16 protein-coding genes and 1 pseudogene are annotated in these 14,955 nt (G+C 64.1%); 6 read left to right on the top strand and 11 right to left on the bottom strand.

From position 1 onward, the window contains the following. Nucleotides 1-2 precede the first annotated feature (2 nt). The 7 genes and pseudogenes from MW290_RS03825 to MW290_RS03795 form a co-directional block, all read right to left on the bottom strand. Nucleotides 3-359 (bottom strand): annotated as a pseudogene (locus MW290_RS03825) (NAD(P)H-dependent oxidoreductase); the annotation flags it as partial. Beyond that, nucleotides 346-777, bottom strand: coding sequence for an arsenate reductase (glutaredoxin) (arsC, locus tag MW290_RS03820; protein ID WP_250195979.1), 432 nt, complete (start codon nucleotides 775-777; stop codon nucleotides 346-348). The gene arsC and the pseudogene MW290_RS03825, both read right to left, overlap by 14 nt. A 31-nt stretch (nucleotides 778-808) precedes the next feature. Further along, the gene (locus MW290_RS03815) at nucleotides 809-2,095 is read right to left on the bottom strand and encodes an arsenic transporter (protein ID WP_250195978.1); all 1,287 of its coding nucleotides are present in this window, start codon (nucleotides 2,093-2,095) and stop codon (nucleotides 809-811) included. A gap of 55 nt (nucleotides 2,096-2,150) precedes the next feature. Then, nucleotides 2,151-2,657 carry an arsenate reductase ArsC gene (locus tag MW290_RS03810; RefSeq protein WP_250195977.1) on the bottom strand — a complete coding sequence of 169 codons (507 nt, stop codon included), beginning with the start codon at nucleotides 2,655-2,657 and terminating at the stop codon, nucleotides 2,151-2,153. 28 nt (nucleotides 2,658-2,685) lie between these two features. Next, entirely contained in the window at nucleotides 2,686-3,168 is a 483-nt protein-coding gene (locus tag MW290_RS03805) for an ArsI/CadI family heavy metal resistance metalloenzyme (protein ID WP_250195976.1), read from the bottom strand. Between the two features lie 10 nt (nucleotides 3,169-3,178). Then, nucleotides 3,179-3,502, bottom strand: coding sequence for an ArsR/SmtB family transcription factor (locus MW290_RS03800; protein ID WP_250195975.1), 324 nt, complete (start codon nucleotides 3,500-3,502; stop codon nucleotides 3,179-3,181). Between the two features lie 172 nt (nucleotides 3,503-3,674). Next, nucleotides 3,675-4,049 carry a winged helix-turn-helix domain-containing protein gene (locus tag MW290_RS03795; RefSeq protein ID WP_250195974.1) on the bottom strand — a complete coding sequence of 125 codons (375 nt, stop codon included), beginning with the start codon at nucleotides 4,047-4,049 and terminating at the stop codon, nucleotides 3,675-3,677. Nucleotides 4,050-4,131: 82 nt separating this feature from the next. Here MW290_RS03795 and MW290_RS03790 point away from each other — a divergent pair, with 82 nt between their 5' ends. After that, a complete protein-coding gene (locus MW290_RS03790; protein ID WP_250195973.1) occupies nucleotides 4,132-4,938 on the top strand; it encodes a sulfite exporter TauE/SafE family protein in 807 nt (268 codons plus the stop codon). Nucleotides 4,939-5,116: 178 nt separating this feature from the next. Here MW290_RS03790 and MW290_RS03785 read toward each other — a convergent pair whose 3' ends face one another. Further along, nucleotides 5,117-7,666, bottom strand: a complete 2,550-nt coding sequence (locus MW290_RS03785) for a heavy metal translocating P-type ATPase (protein WP_375142797.1) — start codon at nucleotides 7,664-7,666, stop codon at nucleotides 5,117-5,119. A gap of 137 nt (nucleotides 7,667-7,803) precedes the next feature. On the opposite strand from MW290_RS03785, the gene cadR reads away from it, so the two are divergent. Then, on the top strand, nucleotides 7,804-8,256 hold the full coding sequence (gene cadR / locus MW290_RS03780; RefSeq protein WP_250195972.1) for a Cd(II)/Pb(II)-responsive transcriptional regulator: 453 nt from the start codon (nucleotides 7,804-7,806) through the stop codon (nucleotides 8,254-8,256). A gap of 80 nt (nucleotides 8,257-8,336) precedes the next feature. Here the strand turns inward: cadR and MW290_RS03775 are convergent, their stop codons facing one another. Beyond that, the gene (locus tag MW290_RS03775) at nucleotides 8,337-8,693 is read right to left on the bottom strand and encodes a CzcE family metal-binding protein (RefSeq protein WP_250195971.1); all 357 of its coding nucleotides are present in this window, start codon (nucleotides 8,691-8,693) and stop codon (nucleotides 8,337-8,339) included. Between the two features lie 159 nt (nucleotides 8,694-8,852). On the opposite strand from MW290_RS03775, the gene MW290_RS03770 reads away from it, so the two are divergent. The 3 genes from MW290_RS03770 (at nucleotide 8,853) to MW290_RS03760 (ending at nucleotide 12,750) form a co-directional block, all read left to right on the top strand. Then, complete coding sequence (locus tag MW290_RS03770) at nucleotides 8,853-9,539, top strand: heavy metal response regulator transcription factor (protein ID WP_250195970.1); 687 nt, start codon at nucleotides 8,853-8,855, stop codon at nucleotides 9,537-9,539. Next, nucleotides 9,536-10,924, top strand: a complete 1,389-nt coding sequence (locus MW290_RS03765; RefSeq protein WP_250195969.1) for a heavy metal sensor histidine kinase — start codon at nucleotides 9,536-9,538, stop codon at nucleotides 10,922-10,924. The genes MW290_RS03770 and MW290_RS03765 overlap by 4 nt, the downstream gene beginning before the upstream one ends. Before the next feature lie 161 nt (nucleotides 10,925-11,085). Beyond that, entirely contained in the window at nucleotides 11,086-12,750 is a 1,665-nt protein-coding gene (locus MW290_RS03760) for a phosphoethanolamine transferase (protein WP_250195968.1), read from the top strand. Nucleotides 12,751-12,788: 38 nt separating this feature from the next. Here MW290_RS03760 and MW290_RS03755 read toward each other — a convergent pair whose 3' ends face one another. Continuing rightward, nucleotides 12,789-13,784 carry a porin gene (locus MW290_RS03755; protein WP_250195967.1) on the bottom strand — a complete coding sequence of 332 codons (996 nt, stop codon included), beginning with the start codon at nucleotides 13,782-13,784 and terminating at the stop codon, nucleotides 12,789-12,791. A gap of 22 nt (nucleotides 13,785-13,806) precedes the next feature. Between MW290_RS03755 and MW290_RS03750 the strand changes: the two genes are divergently transcribed. Then, a complete protein-coding gene (locus MW290_RS03750) occupies nucleotides 13,807-14,301 on the top strand; it encodes a hypothetical protein (protein ID WP_250195966.1) in 495 nt (164 codons plus the stop codon). 234 nt (nucleotides 14,302-14,535) lie between these two features. Here the strand turns inward: MW290_RS03750 and MW290_RS03745 are convergent, their stop codons facing one another. Continuing rightward, entirely contained in the window at nucleotides 14,536-14,955 is a 420-nt protein-coding gene (locus MW290_RS03745; RefSeq protein WP_310740089.1) for a hypothetical protein, read from the bottom strand.

Raw genomic sequence — 14,955 nt, 5'->3', positions numbered from 1 at the left:
CAGTCGATCTGCGACTTCATGATGCCGGTCATGGCCCCGTGCCGCTCCGGCGAGCACCACACCATGCCCTCGGACCATTTCGCCAGTTCGCGCAGCTCGAGCACCTTGGGATGGCCTTCGGGCGCCCCATCGGGCTGCGGCAGGCCGCGTGGATCGAAGATGCGGGGCTCGGCGCCCATCGCGCGCAGCAGCCGCGCAGCCTCTTCAGTCAGCAGGCGGCTGTAGGAGCGCTCGCGCACCGAGCCGTACAGCAACAGGATGCGAGGCGGGTGCGTCGCGCGCTCGGCCGGCAGCAGCCGCGCGAGGTCGGGCCGGCGGAAGCTGTCGGCATCGACGTTCGGGAGCTCAAGGCTTGGCAATGCGTGCTCCCTTCTCGTCGATGACGGCCTCACCGTCTTCCTTGGTGAAGGCACCCTGCTGAGGTCGCGGCAGCAGATCGAGCACCGCTTCCGAAGGCCGGCACAGCCCTGTGCCCAACGGCGTGACGACGATCGGCCGGTTGATGAGGATGGGTTCCTGCAGCATGAAGTCGATCAGCTGCGCATCGGTCCAGGTGGTGCTTGCCAAGCCGAGCGCGTCGTAGGGCGTGCCCTTCTGCCGCAGCAGCGCACGCGGGGTGATGCCCATGGCGCCAATGAGCCGTTCAAGCGTCGGCCGGTCGGGTGGTGTCTTCAGGTACTCGATGACCTCGGGTTCCTCGCCCGAGTTGCGGATCATCGCCAGCACGTTGCGCGACGTGCCGCAGGCAGGGTTGTGATAGATCGTGATGTCGCTCATGAATAGGCCTTTGGGATGTTGGCGTGGGCGCTCAGGCCAGGCTCAGGCGCAGCGCCAAGGCAGCCAGCGTGACTATCAGCACCGGCAGCGTCAGCACGATGCCCACCTTGAAGTAGTAGCCCCAGGTGATGGTGGTGCCCTTCTTCTGAAGCACGTGCAGCCACAGCAGCGTGGCCAGGCTTCCGATGGGGGTGATCTTTGGTCCCAGGTCGCAGCCGATGACGTTGGCATAGACCATGGCCTCTTTGGCGACTCCACTGGCCTGCGACGCTTCGATGGACAACGCGCCGATCAGCACCGTGGGCATGTTGTTCATCACCGACGACAGCAACGCCGTGAGCACGCCGGTGCCGAGCGCTGCACCCCAGAGGCCACCTTGTGCGAACACGTCGAGCAGCGCGGCGATGCGGTCGGTCAGGCCGGCATTGCGCAGGCCGTAGACCACGAGGTACATGCCCAGCGAGAAGACCACGATCTGCCAAGGCGCGCCGTGCAGCACCTTGCGTGTGCTGATGACCGAGCCTCGTGCTGCAACGGCCAGCAGCACCACGGCAGCCACCGCCGCAACAGCACTGACAGGCACTCCCAGCGGCTCCAGCGCGAAGAACCCCACCAGCAGCAGGACCAGCACCACCCATCCCGCGCGGAAGGTGGCCGGGTCGCGAATGGCCTGCGTCGGCGTCTTGAGCTGCGCCAGGTCGTATCGCGCCGGCACGCCCCGCCCGAAGTACAGCAGCAGCACCAGCAGGCTGGCCAACACCGCGGCGATGTTCACCGGCACCATCACCGAGGCGTAGGCGTTGAAGCCGATGTTGAAGAAATCGGCCGACACGATGTTGACCAAGTTGGACACGATCAGCGGCAGGCTGGCCGTGTCGGCGATGAAGCCGGCGGCCATCACGAAGGCGAGCGTCGCCGCAGGTGAGAAGCCCAGCGCGACCAGCATGGCCATGACGATGGGCGTCAGGATCAGCGCTGCACCGTCGTTGGCAAACAGGGTCGCCACGGCCGCACCCAGCAGCACGATGAAGGCAAACAGCCGGCGTCCGTCGCCCCCGCCCCAGCGGGCCACGTGCAACGCGGCCCACTCAAAAAAGCCGGCCTCGTCCAGCAGCAGGCTGATGATGATGACCGCCACGAACGTGGCTGTCGCATTCCACACGATGCCCCACACCACGGCAATGTCGGCCAGCTGGACCACACCGAACACCAGGGCCAGAACAGCGCCAAAGGATGCGCTCCAGCCAATGCCCAGGCCTCGCGGCTGCCAGATGACCAGGACGAGCGTGCAGAGAAATATCAGGATAGCCGCGAGCATGGCGGGTTGCCTCTTGGATGGGGAAAAGGGGCAGCCCCGCGGGCCGCGACCACGGTCAGCGCTTGGCCAGATCGCGTGCTGATTGCTGGAGCGACAGGTTGTCGATGGCGCTCGCGGGCAGATTGATGAACAGCTCCAGCCGCTGACGAATGGCCAGCAGCGTTTTGGTGAACGCTGCCAACATCTCCTCGGGCGTGCCCTTGAGCTCGGAGGGGTCTGCATAGCCCCAATGCGCCGTGGCGGGGTGGCCGGGCCAGATCGGGCACACCTCACCGGCGGCGTTGTCGCAGACCGTGATGATGAGGTCCATGTGGGGCGAGTCCGGCTGGGCAAACTCGTCCCAGCTCTTGCTGCGCACGCCGTCGACGGGCACACCGGCGCGTTTGAGCACTTCCAGCGCATAGGGGTTGGGCTGCTGGTTCTCGCGCGGGCTGCTGCCGGCGGAAAAACCGCGGAACCGGTCGCTGGCCATGGCGTTCAGCAAGGACTCGGCCAGGATGCTGCGGGCCGAGTTGTGGGTGCAGAGAAACAGGACGTTGAGCGGCTTCGATGGGGCGGTCATGGCGTGTCTGGAGCGGTGGGGAAGTCGATCAGCAGCAGCGCTTGGCCGCCTGCCTAACAGTCGTGTTGGACAGCGCGCAGCACATCGCGGCACCCGCCGGTGCTGGCGCTGATGCCAATGCCGGGGTCGGTGCAGGCTTGCCGAACACAGGCACGCTGCCCAGCGTCTGAAAGTGCTCCCAGGCCACGCCTTGCGGATCGGTGATCCAGTGCTTGTCGCTGCGGGCATAGCAGCAGGTCGTCGGACCCTCATCGATCAACGCCAGGTCGGCTGCCTGCGCGCGTTCCTTGAGGTCGACCAGCTCGGCGGCCTCATCCACCTGGAAGCCCAGGTGATCCACACCGGGCGCGGCGCCGCGAGTGGAGATGGCGAAGTTCAGGCGAGGGTCATCCAGCATCCACTTGGCGTAGTCGTTCTCGATGCGCGCCGGCTCTGCTGCGAACAGCTTGGAATAGAACGCGATGCTCTGGTGGAGGTCGTTGACGTGCAGGTGGACGTGAAAGCGCTTCATCGTGGTTCCTTCAGCAGCGGCACGCCGCCGCGTCGGTCGTGGCGCACGTAGCGCCTTCGCAGCAGTTCTCAGTGAGGTAGCCCAGCAGCTCGTTCATCGTCGTGAACGACGCCCTGTAGACGAGGTTGCGACCCTGACGCTCTTGCGTCACCAGGCCGGCATGCATCAGCTCCTTGAGGTGAAACGACAGGGTGTTACCGGCCACCGCCAGCTCCTCGGCCAGCGTGCCTGGCGTTAGCCCATCAGGGCCTGCGACGACCAGGGCGCGGAACAGGCGCAAGCGCAGCGCTTGCGCAAGCGCTGCGAGAGAACGGACGGCATCGGCTTCTTGCATATATCTATAATACAACGATTGTTGAAACGTTATCATCACGAAGAGGATGGCCCGCGCGCGCCGAAGCTGACCTTCGGTGCGCCACCTTGAACGTCGGGGCAGTCTTCCGTGCGCTGCTACCGGCCCGGCTCCGCGCGTCTGGGACGCGAAAAGCTCCGCAGCGCGTGCAGGTTCAGTCTGGGTTCTTCAGAAGCGCTAGCAGCGCAGGCAACTTCTTGTTGACGGCCTTGAGCGCCGTCTGCTCGGTATCGCGGTAGACGTCCAGCACCCGGTGCCCCGTCTCCGTGAGGTACGCACCACCTCGTGAGGCGCCACCGCGCTGGGTCTCCACCAGCGGCTGGATGAAGTCCTTGTTCATCGCATTGACCAGCGTCCACACGCGCTGGTAGCTCATGCCCAGACGCCTGGCCGTCTCCGCCAGCGAGCCCGTCTCCTTGATGCCTTCCAGGATGTCGGCCTTGCCGGGGCCGATGGCCACGCCGTGCTTCAGCTCCACTCGGAACCCCGTCTTCTGGTCATGCACCTGGGTGCGCAGCGTGGGCTTCATCGAACGCCATTGTCCAACGGTCGCCGTAGGCCATGGCGCCCGATCTAAACTCAGTTAGATATCGAGCTTTGGAAGCCTGACCATGACCAGCACGACCGGAGCAACTGGCAGTTCCTCACTGATCCGCGCCCTTGTGGCTGGCTGCGCCGTGGGCTCGCTGGGCGGGCTCATCGGCCTGGGCGGTGCCGAGTTCCGCCTGCCGCTGCTGATCGGCCTCTTCGGGTTCGCCGCTTTGCACGCGGTCATCTTGAACAAGGCGATGAGCTTGGTGGTGGTGGCGAGCGCGCTGATCTTCCGCAGTACGACCATCCCGTTTGCAGAAGTGGCGAGCCACTGGCCTGTCATCGTGAACCTGCTGGCCGGCAGCCTGCTGGGCGCATGGGTTGGCGCCTCTTGGGCCTCACGCATGAAGGGCCGAACGCTGTACCAGGTGCTCGCGGGCCTGCTCGTCGTGATCGCCGTGGTGCTGATGCTGGGGCACGACCGCGCGACGCAGGACCCCATCCTTACCGGCACCGCCCAGCTCGTGGCCGGTGTGGTTGCCGGCTTCGGCATCGGCGTGGTCGCCTCCATCATGGGCGTGGCCGGCGGCGAACTGCTGATCCCGACGCCGGTGCTGCTGTTCGGCGTCGACATCAAGCTGGCAGGTTCGCTCTCGTTGGCCATCAGCCTTCCGACGATGATGGTGGGCTTCGCACGCTACAGCCAGGACCAGGCGTTCAGCATCCTGCGTGGGCACAGGTCGTTCGTCATCGCAATGGCGGCAGGCTCCATCGTTGGCGCGGCCATCGGAGGCCAGCTTCTGGGCGTCGTCCCGTCTGGCATCCTGCTGCCCGCCCTTGCGGCCATCTTGCTCATCTCCGCGGTGAAGGTGTGGCGGCACCAGTAGCAGCGGTACGCCTATTTCCGCCATCGATGAGGCAGCAGCTCTTCAATTCGGCTATCGAGTTGGTTGCTCGAGCACGTGCGCTCGCTCAGGGTACCGGAAGCTTTGAGCTCACTGACCGACCGTCCTTTGCCTCACCGCAGCGTGAAGCTCTGCTTCCTGCGTTTTCAGAACGAGTTCATCAGGATGCCTTGTGCACGCCACGCAGCAGTCGCAAGCCGTTGAACACCACCAGCAGACTGGCCCCCATGTCGGCGAAGACCGCCATCCACATCGTGGCACTGCCGAACACGGCCAGCACGAAAAAGATGGCCTTGATCCCCAGCGCCAGGACGATGTTCTGCCAGAGCACCGCGTAGGTCTTCTTCGAAAGCCGGATGGTCTCGGCCACCTTGCGCAGGTCGTCGTTCATGATGAGAACGTCGGCCGCTTCCTTGGCGGTGTCGGTGCCGGCCGCGCCCATCGAGAACCCGATCTGCGCCGCCGCCAGAGATGGGCTGTCGTTGACGCCGTCACCGACCATGCCGACCTGCTCGCCAGCGCCCTGCAGCTCGGCCACCACCTTTTGCTTGTCTTCAGGCAACAGACCGGCACGTACCTCGTCGATACCCACCTGCTGTGCGATGGCTTGAGCCGTCGTCGCGTTGTCGCCGGTCAACATCACTGCGCGCACACCCATCGCCCTCAGCTCGGCCACGGCGTGCCTGCTGGTCTCCTTGGTCGTGTCGGCAACGGCGAAGAGCACGAGCGCTCGGCTGTCGTCGGCCAGGACCGAGAGCGTGCGGCCCTGGGCCTCGTGCTCTTTCATCAGCGCTTCCAGCGCTGGCGAGCACTGGCCGCGCTCATGAAGCCAACGGTGGTTGCCCAAGATGTACTTGTACCCGCCGATGCTGCCGTGCACGCCCTTGCCGAGCTCGGCACCGAAATGCTGCACCTCCTCGGTCGCACCTTCGAGGCCTGCGGCAACGGCCTTGGACACCGGGTGGTCGGAGCGTGTCGCAAGGCTTCGTGCCACACGCAGGACTGGCTCGCCGGCGGCATCGCCGTTCAGCACCTGATGGGCGACCAGTTTGGGCTTGCCTTCCGTCAGCGTGCCGGTCTTGTCCACGCCGATGACAGTGAGCTTGCGCGCCTGTTCCAGGTAAACGCCGCCTTTGACCAGGATGCCGCGCTTGGCTGCTGCCGCGAGGCCGCTGACGACGGTGACCGGCGTGGAAATCACGAGCGCGCATGGACAGGCGATGACCAGCAGGACCAACGCCTTGTAGACCGCCTCCAACCACGGCCATCCGGCCAGCAAAGGGAAGCCGACGGCAACTGCTACGGCGAGCGCGAACACAGCGGGCGTGTACACCGCGGCAAACTTGTCGACGATGCGCTGCGTGGGGGCACGTTGTCCCTGCGCCTCCTCAACTGCATGGATGGTGCGAGCAAGGACTGTGTCACTGGCAGGCTTGGTGACCTGAAACTCCAGCGAGCCGCTCTGGTTGATGGTGCCTGCGAAGACGTCGTCACCCGGCCCTTTGTCGACCGGGATGCTCTCCCCCGTGACGGGCGATTGGTCGACGGCACCGTGTCCGGCCGAGACCTTCCCGTCCAGGGCGAAGCGCTCACCCGGCTTCACCCGCGCTACCGCGCCGACTGAAACAGCCTTGGCATCGGTCAACGCCCAGGATCCATCGGCCTGCTTCACTTCGGCTTGAGCGGGCGAAAGCGCCAGCAGCCCCGCAATTGCATTTCGGGCGCGTTCGACCGACCGTGCCACAATGAGCTCGGCCAGGGAGTACAGCGCCATCACCATGGCCGCTTCGGGCCACTGGCCGATGAGGAAGGCGCCGATGACCGCCACGCTCATCAAGGCGTTGATGTTCAGCTGGCCACGGGACAGCGCGGAAAGCCCCTTCCTGAACACGGCCAGGCCCGACAACGCGATGGCGACCGCGGCGACGGCCATGCCTGCCACCCGCCACGGCAGCGTGTCCGGGAAGGCCAGGTGGAAGACTTCGGCGACCACCGCGACGCCCAGCGCCGCGATGAGCCGAACGAGCTCGGTTCGCTGGGCCTTGGCTGTCTCTTCTGCAGCCGGCGGAGCGGCAATCTGTTCCGGCGTGAACCCCAGCTTCCTGATGGCGGCGATGACCGGTTCCCACGACTCGGCAGGTGCCTCGACGGTCAGGGCTCGCGCAGGAAGGTCGAAGCGCAGACGACGAACTTCGGAGAACGACTCCAGCGCTTGTCGAATCTGACCTTCCTCGACCGGGCAGTCCATCTGGGGAATGCGCAGCAGCAAAGAACCCTTGGGCGCTGCCGGCGCAGGCGCCATCGCAGACGCGATGCCGGACGCCGGAGATGCAAGCGGGATAGGCGCTGCACAGCTTCCGGCCGAGCAGCAGGCGTCTTCGGCCTGTTTCGGCAAAGGCGGGTCCGTTTGGAAACCCGCTTTGTTGACGGCGGCGCGAGCTGCGTCCCAGGCTGCGTCCTCCGCGCGCATCGTTACCGAACAGCCGGCCATGTCGAACTTGAGATCGGTGACCCCATGCACCTGCGCAAGGGCCGCGCGGACCTGTCGTTCCTCATGGCCGCAGCACATCGCGGGCACCCCGAGGATGCGCTGCGGAGCCTGCGGGGATTTGCCGCCTTCACAGTCGCCAGAAGCGCAGCAACTGTCCGCCGCGGGTGCAGGCACGGGCGGCTGGGGCCTGGAACGGTGGAATGTGATGGGGGTCGTCATGGCAGCGTCTCGGTAGCCGCAGCATTTGAATACCTGTACCCACTACAGAGTCAAGGCCCTGCTGTGGACAGCGACTTTCGTGGGCGCTGCCACGTACAATTCTGTAGCTACTACAGACTCATCTTCCGGGGGCTGGCATGAAGATCGGCGAGCTATCTGCGGCCTCGGCCACGCAAATCGAGACCATTCGCTTCTACGAGCGGGAGGGTCTGCTGCCAGCGCCACCACGGACGTCGGGCAACTTCCGCACCTATGAAGCCCCGCATCTCGAACGATTGCAGTTCATACGCTTCTGCCGCAGCCTGGACATGTCGCTCGACGAAGTGCGAGTTCTTCTGCGGTTCAAGGACGACCCGACGGCGGACTGCGGCGACGTGAACTCGCTGCTGGACGCACACATCGGCCACGTCTCGACCCGCATCAAGGAACTGCGAACGCTCGAGAAGCAACTGAAGGACCTGCGGCAGCGGTGCTGCAGCCAGCAGAGCGCCGACCAATGCGGCATCCTGGCTGGGCTCTCCGAGGCGGCGCGGGAACCCGGCGATGCTCCCCAGCCGACGGGTCACCTACGGGGCGTACATCGTCACTGAACACCGCGCGCAGACTATGGCGCTGCCCTCATCGCACACGTCAGCCGTCGCCGCGCCAACGGCCGAAGGTGCTGCGGCGATCAGCCTTCGCGTTCCGCCTCGTTGGGGGCCACGTAGACCTTGAGATTGCCCGCGCCGAAGCCACTGGGCGCGATGGATTGAAGATCCACAGCGCGATGGCCGACGACGGCAAACTTCCAGCTGAAGCGCTTGTCGCCGTCGACAAAGGTGACCACATCCCCGCAGCGGATGTTGGCGTACTTCTGCGTCCGGACGTCGACGACATAGCCGCTGTATTGGCCGTTGTCGGGCGAACCGTAGACCGATCGGCCGTTCATCAGCTTGTCGGTTCCCCAGGGAGCTGCCGACGCAACGGATGCGCCGAGCACAGAAAAGGACGAGAGGCCAACGACGAACAGCGTGCGAACCAGAGACATTGTTCAACTCCTAAGTGATAACAAAACGGCGACCCGGTCGGGCCGTGCATGCAACGCAGCACACGGGTTGAACTCTAGAACTCGGAAGCCCACGGGATTCGGACCGCAACCTAACAGGCGCGTCATGTTGGCGATGGGGAACTGCCCCACAATCGATCCATGCGTATCTTGGTGATCGAAGACGAGGTTCGGCTGGCCGATGGCATTCGCCGAGGACTGATGGAACACGGCCATGTCGTCGACGTCTGCTTGGATGGTGTCGACGGTGCCCATCTGGCGGTCGAGGGTGTATACGACCTCTTGATTCTGGACGTCATGCTGCCGGGCATGGACGGCTTCCAGGTGCTGAAGACCGTGCGACGGACACGACAGCTTCCCGTCCTGATGCTGACGGCGAGAGACTCCGTCGAAGACCGCGTGCGAGGCTTGGAAGGCGGGGCAGACGACTACCTGGCTAAGCCCTTCGCGTTCTCCGAACTGATGGCGCGTGTGCACGCCCTGCTGCGGCGCGGCGGTGCTGACCGTGTCGTCAATCCCAGCCGCCTGGTGTTGCATGACCTCGAGGTCGACCTGATCGGCCGGCGGGCCATGCGCGCGGGCACGCGGCTGAGCCTGACAGCCAAGGAGTTCAACCTGCTCGCGCTCCTGTTGCGCCGCCGGGGCGAGGTGCTGTCGCGGACGATGCTGGCGGAGCTCGTCTGGGACATGAACTTCGACAGCGATTCCAACGTGATCGAAGTGGCCGTACGGCGACTGCGTAGGAAGCTCGACGACCCCTTCGACACCAAGCTGCTGCACACCGTTCGTGGCATGGGTTACGTGCTGGACGACCGGGAGTCGTCGTGACGCCGCATCAGGCGCCGAGCCTTGTCAAGAAGCTGTCATGGCTCTTGGCGATACAAACGCTGATCGGACTCGGCGTCGTGTCCGTCTCGATCTATGTCGCGATGTCTCTGATCCTCGCGGCAAGGGAAACAGAAGAGCTTCGCGCCAAGGCGGAGTTGTTGCGCCACGTAGTACGGGAAGCCCCCGGCGGCAAGGACACCCCTGCCCTGCGCCATAAGCTCGATGACATCCTGACCGGTCACGGCGACCTAGAGGTCGTCGTGGTCGACGCCGGCGGCCAAACCGTCTATCGAAACGTTCCTGCGAGTGATTTCAGCCGGTCTCGACAGACCGAACTGCAGACCACCTGGCTGCGAAGTGTTGTCGAAGAACCCGTCCACTTGCGCATCAAGCTGGATACCTCGGACAACCAAGCTGTGTTGCAGGGGCTGGCGGCCACGCTGCTGGCGGCCACGATCATCGGCGCGGCCGCAGTGTCGTTCGGTGGCTTCTGGCAGGTGAGGCAAGCACTGATGCCCCTGCGGCGACTGGCTCGCGAGACGCGCGAGCTCGAAGCCCACCGGCTCGATCAACGGCTCGGCACCGAAGGCTACGCGCGGGAGCTACAGCCATGGATCCGCCAGTTCAACCTTCTGTTGTCTCGCCTGGAAGGCGCTTACCAACAGTTGGAGGGATTCAACGCCGATGTCGCCCACGAGTTGAGAACGCCGCTGGCCACCCTCGTCACTCGCACCGAGCTCGACCTGCAGGCCGACCGAAGTGCGGCAGAACTGCGCGACAGCATGGGCGCGAGCCTCGAGGACTTGCACCGGCTGTCATCCATCGTCAACGACATGCTCTTCCTGTCGCGGGCGGACCGCGGCATCAAGGCGCGGCGCGGCGACGCAGCCAGCGTGGCGGAAGAGGTCGTTCGGGTGCTGGAGTTCCACGAGGCAGCCATCGAAGAGTCGGAATTGACCGTTGGCGTGCACGGTGACGCGCGGCTCGCATTCGACGCCGGGTTGCTGCGCCGTGCGATCTCCAACCTTGTCGAGAACGCGACGCGGTATGCACATGCTTCATCGGAGATCAGCGTCGACATCGCAACCGAGAAGGCAGACGAGGTGAGCATCAAGGTGCACAACATCGGCACCCCCGTCGACCCGAAGATCCTGCCGCGCTTGTTCGACCGGTTCTACCGCGAAGAATCAGCACGGTCGAGGACCGCCGGGAAGGACCACTATGGCCTGGGGCTCGCCATCGTCGCGGCCATCGCCCGCATGCACGACGGCAAGACCTTCGCTACGTCCGATGGCGGCCACACGACCATTGGCTTCACGGTCAAGGCGCAGTCCGCGAATGAACAAAAAAGTGACCTGACGGGATCGTCCCGCCAGGTCCAATGAGGTCAGACCTCCTGTTCAACCGAACGTACCCTCGCACTATCGCGTGAAACGGCCTCATCGTGTCCAGCGTCCCCACGACGTCGCTGTTATACGAATGTCCGGTTTCTGTCATCCCCGGAGAATTAGCGTGCGGACCCCGATCTGCTCGAAGTTGATTCTCGTTGGACCATCGACACGCCGCCTTTCCCGTCGGGCCTCTCTCTGCAACGCGTAGCCGCAGAGGCATCAGTCCCGAGACGCTGATCGCACTGCTGAGTCTTTACGGTGCGTTGGTATTCAACGGGCCATTCTGGACCGCAACTTTGCGCGGGCGGTCTTGGACCGATCCCGGCACGCTCGCCTTCGCTGCGGCAATGCTCGTCATGCTCGTCTCGCTGCACATCGTATTGCTGGGAGTTCTGGCGATTGGGCGCGCATCGCGACCCGTCTTGGTAATGGTGGTCGCCTGCACTGCTGTTGCCAGCCACTTCATGCGTCAATACCAAGTCTATCTGGACCCCGGCATGTTGGCGAACGTGCTCAACTCCGACGTGCCTGAGGCACTCGAGCTGTTCACATCCGGTGCACTCGGTTCGATGATTCTCTACTGCGCAGTTCCAATCGCCCTGATCTCGCTCGTGAAGATCCGGCAGCGCCTACTGTGGCGAGCGGTCACCATTCGCCTCGTCGTGCTGCTCGCGGCAATCACGGCGACGGTCGGCTCGATACTCCTCGTTTTCCAAGACTTCTCGTCCTTGATGCGCAACCAGCGCGAGATCCGCTACCTCATCACGCCGGCGAACTACATCTATTCCATCACCAAACTGTCTGTGGGGTCGGCGGGGAAGTCGCCTTCATCAAAGTTCGTGGTCGGTGCAGATGCGCAGCAGCGCCGTCCGTTGGTGGAGCGCAAGCCGAAGCTGCTGGTGCTTGTCGTGGGCGAGACCGTCAGAGCTGAGAACGTAAGTCTGAATGGATACCGTCGGCAAACTACACCGAAGCTGTCGAAGCTGGACGTCCTCAGCTTTTCCGACGTGACAGCCTGTGGCACGAGTACCGAGGTCTCGCTGCCCTGCATGTTCTCGGCCATCGGTCGCCGGGACTACGACGAATCCCGGATCCGTTCATCCGAGTCGCTGCTGCACGTCTTGGACCGGGCGAAAGTCAACGTGCTCTGGAAAGACAACCAGTCCGGCTGCAAAGGGGTCTGCAGTGGCTTGACCCAGGTGCGCACCGACGCCGCAGCCGGCGGCCCGCTGTGCTCTGAATCCCGCTGCTACGACGAGATCCTGTTAGACGACATCGACCGCTTAATTGAGCAGAACGTTGGCGATCGCGTGATCGTGCTGCACATGTTGGGCAACCATGGGCCCGCCTACTACAAGCGCTACCCATCCGATTTCAGGCGGTTCACGCCGACCTGCGACACGCAGGAGTTGCGCAGCTGTACCGAGGCGTCGATCGTCAACACCTACGACAATGCGGTCCTCTACACGGACCACTTCCTTGCCGCGGTGGTCGAGCACTTGAAGAAGGCGTCCAACACGTACGACACCGCCATGCTCTATGTCTCCGACCACGGCGAATCGCTGGGCGAAAAAGGGCTCTACCTGCATGGCGCGCCCTGGATGATCGCGCCGTCCGAGCAGACGCAGGTGCCGATGATTCTGTGGCTGTCGCCGCAGTTGGCCAAGGACACCGCGATCGACCTCGGCTGCATGGCCCACCAGACGAGCAAGCCGTGGGCGCACGACAACCTCTTCCATTCGGTCATCGGCCTCTTCGAGATCGACACCCAGGCGTACGAAGCGACGCTGGACATCACCGCCGCTTGCAAGCCGAAGTGACACATGCGGGCCAGCGCAAGCTGGCCCGTTGAGATCACTTAGAAGGTATGGCGGATGCCAACTTCGAGACCCTGAGAGTCGTCCCCCAACGCCGAGGCGCGGCCACCGACGCGGTAATCGGCATTGCCATCGTTCTTGATCAGCGCGTAGGTGCCGTAAAGCGCAGTTCGCTTCGACAGGTTGTGCACGTAGCCTACGGCGAACTGGTCGGCGTCGTTGCCGTCCAGCGTGCCCTTACCCTGCACCTTGGTGTACGAGGCTCGGATCGTCCCCTGGCCGAAAGGCGCGAAGCCGCTGAAGGTGTAGTGCCGTTCCTTGGCACTCCTGAACTTATTCTCCGACACGATGCCCTGCAACGTGAAGAGACCGAAGTCGTAGTTCGCTGCAATGCCACCCGTCTTGAACTTGTCGTCGCCCGTCGATTCGGTCTCGCCGTAGAAGCCGCCCACGTTGAAGGTCTGGGTCTTGTAACCCCCCCGCGCACCCATGTACTTCTTGCCCACGGTGCCTTCGCCGGCAGCCACGGAGAGCTGCCCGTAAAAGCCCCCCAGGTTGGACGGCAGGAAGTAGCTCACCATGTTGTCGGCCCGGACCAGCGTGTCCACTGGCGCGCCGACCGTGGTGTACAGGTTCAGCAGCGAGCCGACGCCGACGGTACCGAACGTTTCGAAGTCAAGCCACCCGTTGAAAGTGGGGACCAGGTCACGGCCCAGGCGGATCTCACCGAAATCGCCCAGCAGGCTGACCGTAGCGCGGCGATGCCAGAAGCGAGTGGCATTCGAAGTGCCGTCATCGCTGTTGACGGCCGATTCCAGCCAGAAACCCGCCTTCAGGCCGCCGCCGAGATCCTCGACGCCACGGAAGCCCAGCCGACTCGTCGCCAGGCCGCTGTTCGACATCTCCGTCAAACGAGTTCCATTGTTGTCTGTCCAGCGGACATTGGTGTCGATGATGCCGAAGATGGTGACCGACGACTGAGCGTATGCCATCGATCCGGTTGCCGCGACTATCGACGCGACGAGCAATTGCTTCATTAGATTCTCCTGCTTGGGTAACTTGTTGATCTCGAACAAGCCAGGGAGGCCTGGCGCCGCGCTGCCGTTCGTCAATCCATTGGCGAATTGCCATTGCAGCGGGCCTGTCATTCTGGAGATCCCCATCGGGGACAACATGACGCTGTTGTTATCCCCGTGTCAGCAGACTGTCCGGCAAATGCCGATAAAGTGGGCCGGCGGGACGCCGCCGCAATTGGGTGCCGCCCTGCTCCCGCAGATCTGGAAGGCGCGCGCTCAAGCAAGCTACGTCTTGATCACGCTCAACAAGCGCCTTGCGATGAGCATCACCAAGCGAGCTTGCGCCCTTGTCGACAAAGAAGACGGCCAGCAACACTGTGGCGCTGCCGAATACCGCCAGGACAAGGAGGACCGCCTTAGTGCCCACGGCCAGCAGTATGTTCTGCCACAGCAACGCGCATGTCGGCTTGGACGGCGCCACCGTATCCGCACCCTGCGCAGGTCGTCGCCAATGATGAGGATTCGACTGCTTCGCTAGCTGTGTCAGTCCGTTCAGGACCATCGAGAATCTGATGGTGGCCGCAGCACAGATCAGGGAACCGTTGACGCCATTGGCCACAGTCCCCACATGTCCCAAGGTGCCCGGCTTTTGGACCACCTTCAGCGGGTCGTCGGGCAGCAGGTTGCCTGCACGTTGTCTGTACTTCGATGTCCGAGGGACGATCGGAGACCCCGGAGCAATTCCAGGGTCAAGCACTGCTAGCTGGGACGACTACTTCAGCGTGAAGCGCACCGACGCCGGCCCGCTGCCGGGACGCGTGACGACCGCCACGACTTTGGTGCCCGGGCCGGCCGGGAACTTGCCTTTGGCCTCGAGGCGATCGCCATTCGGCGCCAACGTCGCCTCGGATTTCGCCGTGCCCGACAACAGCGTCAGCTTCGCCGACGCGCCCTTGAGGTCCACGGGCTTGCCGTGGTCGGCCACGTGCAGCGCCAGGCTGTCCGCCTTCGCAACAAGCTCGTAGTTGACATCCTTGACGACGCTGACTACGCCCCCATGCGCCGGCTTGGCGTCGTGAGCGTGCTCGCCTGCTTTCTCGTCATGGTCATGGCCCTTGTGGTCATCGGCCGACCAGGCGGGCAGCGTGAAGGCGGCGGCGATTGCGATCAAACCCAGTTTCTTGTTCATCAT

The organism is Aquincola tertiaricarbonis (assembly GCF_023573145.1).
Classification (GTDB): Bacteria; Pseudomonadota; Gammaproteobacteria; order Burkholderiales; family Burkholderiaceae_C; genus Aquincola; species Aquincola tertiaricarbonis_B.
Note: the sequence above shows the minus strand (reverse complement) of the source record. Positions and strands in the feature narration are given on the sequence as shown.

Excerpts from the sequence above, each read along its gene's own strand:
- MW290_RS03755 (WP_250195967.1), bottom strand. The coding sequence starts at position 13,784 with ATGAAGCAATTGCTCGTCGCGTCGATAGTCGCGGCAACCGGATCGATG.
- MW290_RS03805 (WP_250195976.1), bottom strand. The coding sequence starts at position 3,168 with ATGAAGCGCTTTCACGTCCACCTGCACGTCAACGACCTCCACCAGAGC.
- MW290_RS03795 (WP_250195974.1), bottom strand. The coding sequence starts at position 4,049 with ATGAAGCCCACGCTGCGCACCCAGGTGCATGACCAGAAGACGGGGTTC.
- MW290_RS03815 (WP_250195978.1), bottom strand. The coding sequence starts at position 2,095 with ATGCTCGCGGCTATCCTGATATTTCTCTGCACGCTCGTCCTGGTCATC.
- MW290_RS03775 (WP_250195971.1), bottom strand. The coding sequence starts at position 8,693 with ATGTCTCTGGTTCGCACGCTGTTCGTCGTTGGCCTCTCGTCCTTTTCT.
- MW290_RS03745 (WP_310740089.1), bottom strand. The coding sequence starts at position 14,955 with ATGATGAACAAGAAACTGGGTTTGATCGCAATCGCCGCCGCCTTCACG.
- cadR (WP_250195972.1), top strand. The coding sequence starts at position 7,804 with ATGAAGATCGGCGAGCTATCTGCGGCCTCGGCCACGCAAATCGAGACC.
- MW290_RS03785 (WP_375142797.1), bottom strand. The coding sequence starts at position 7,666 with ATGACGACCCCCATCACATTCCACCGTTCCAGGCCCCAGCCGCCCGTG.
- MW290_RS03810 (WP_250195977.1), bottom strand. The coding sequence starts at position 2,657 with ATGACCGCCCCATCGAAGCCGCTCAACGTCCTGTTTCTCTGCACCCAC.
- MW290_RS03770 (WP_250195970.1), top strand. The coding sequence starts at position 8,853 with ATGCGTATCTTGGTGATCGAAGACGAGGTTCGGCTGGCCGATGGCATT.
- MW290_RS03790 (WP_250195973.1), top strand. The coding sequence starts at position 4,132 with ATGACCAGCACGACCGGAGCAACTGGCAGTTCCTCACTGATCCGCGCC.
- MW290_RS03800 (WP_250195975.1), bottom strand. The coding sequence starts at position 3,502 with ATGCAAGAAGCCGATGCCGTCCGTTCTCTCGCAGCGCTTGCGCAAGCG.
- arsC (WP_250195979.1), bottom strand. The coding sequence starts at position 777 with ATGAGCGACATCACGATCTATCACAACCCTGCCTGCGGCACGTCGCGC.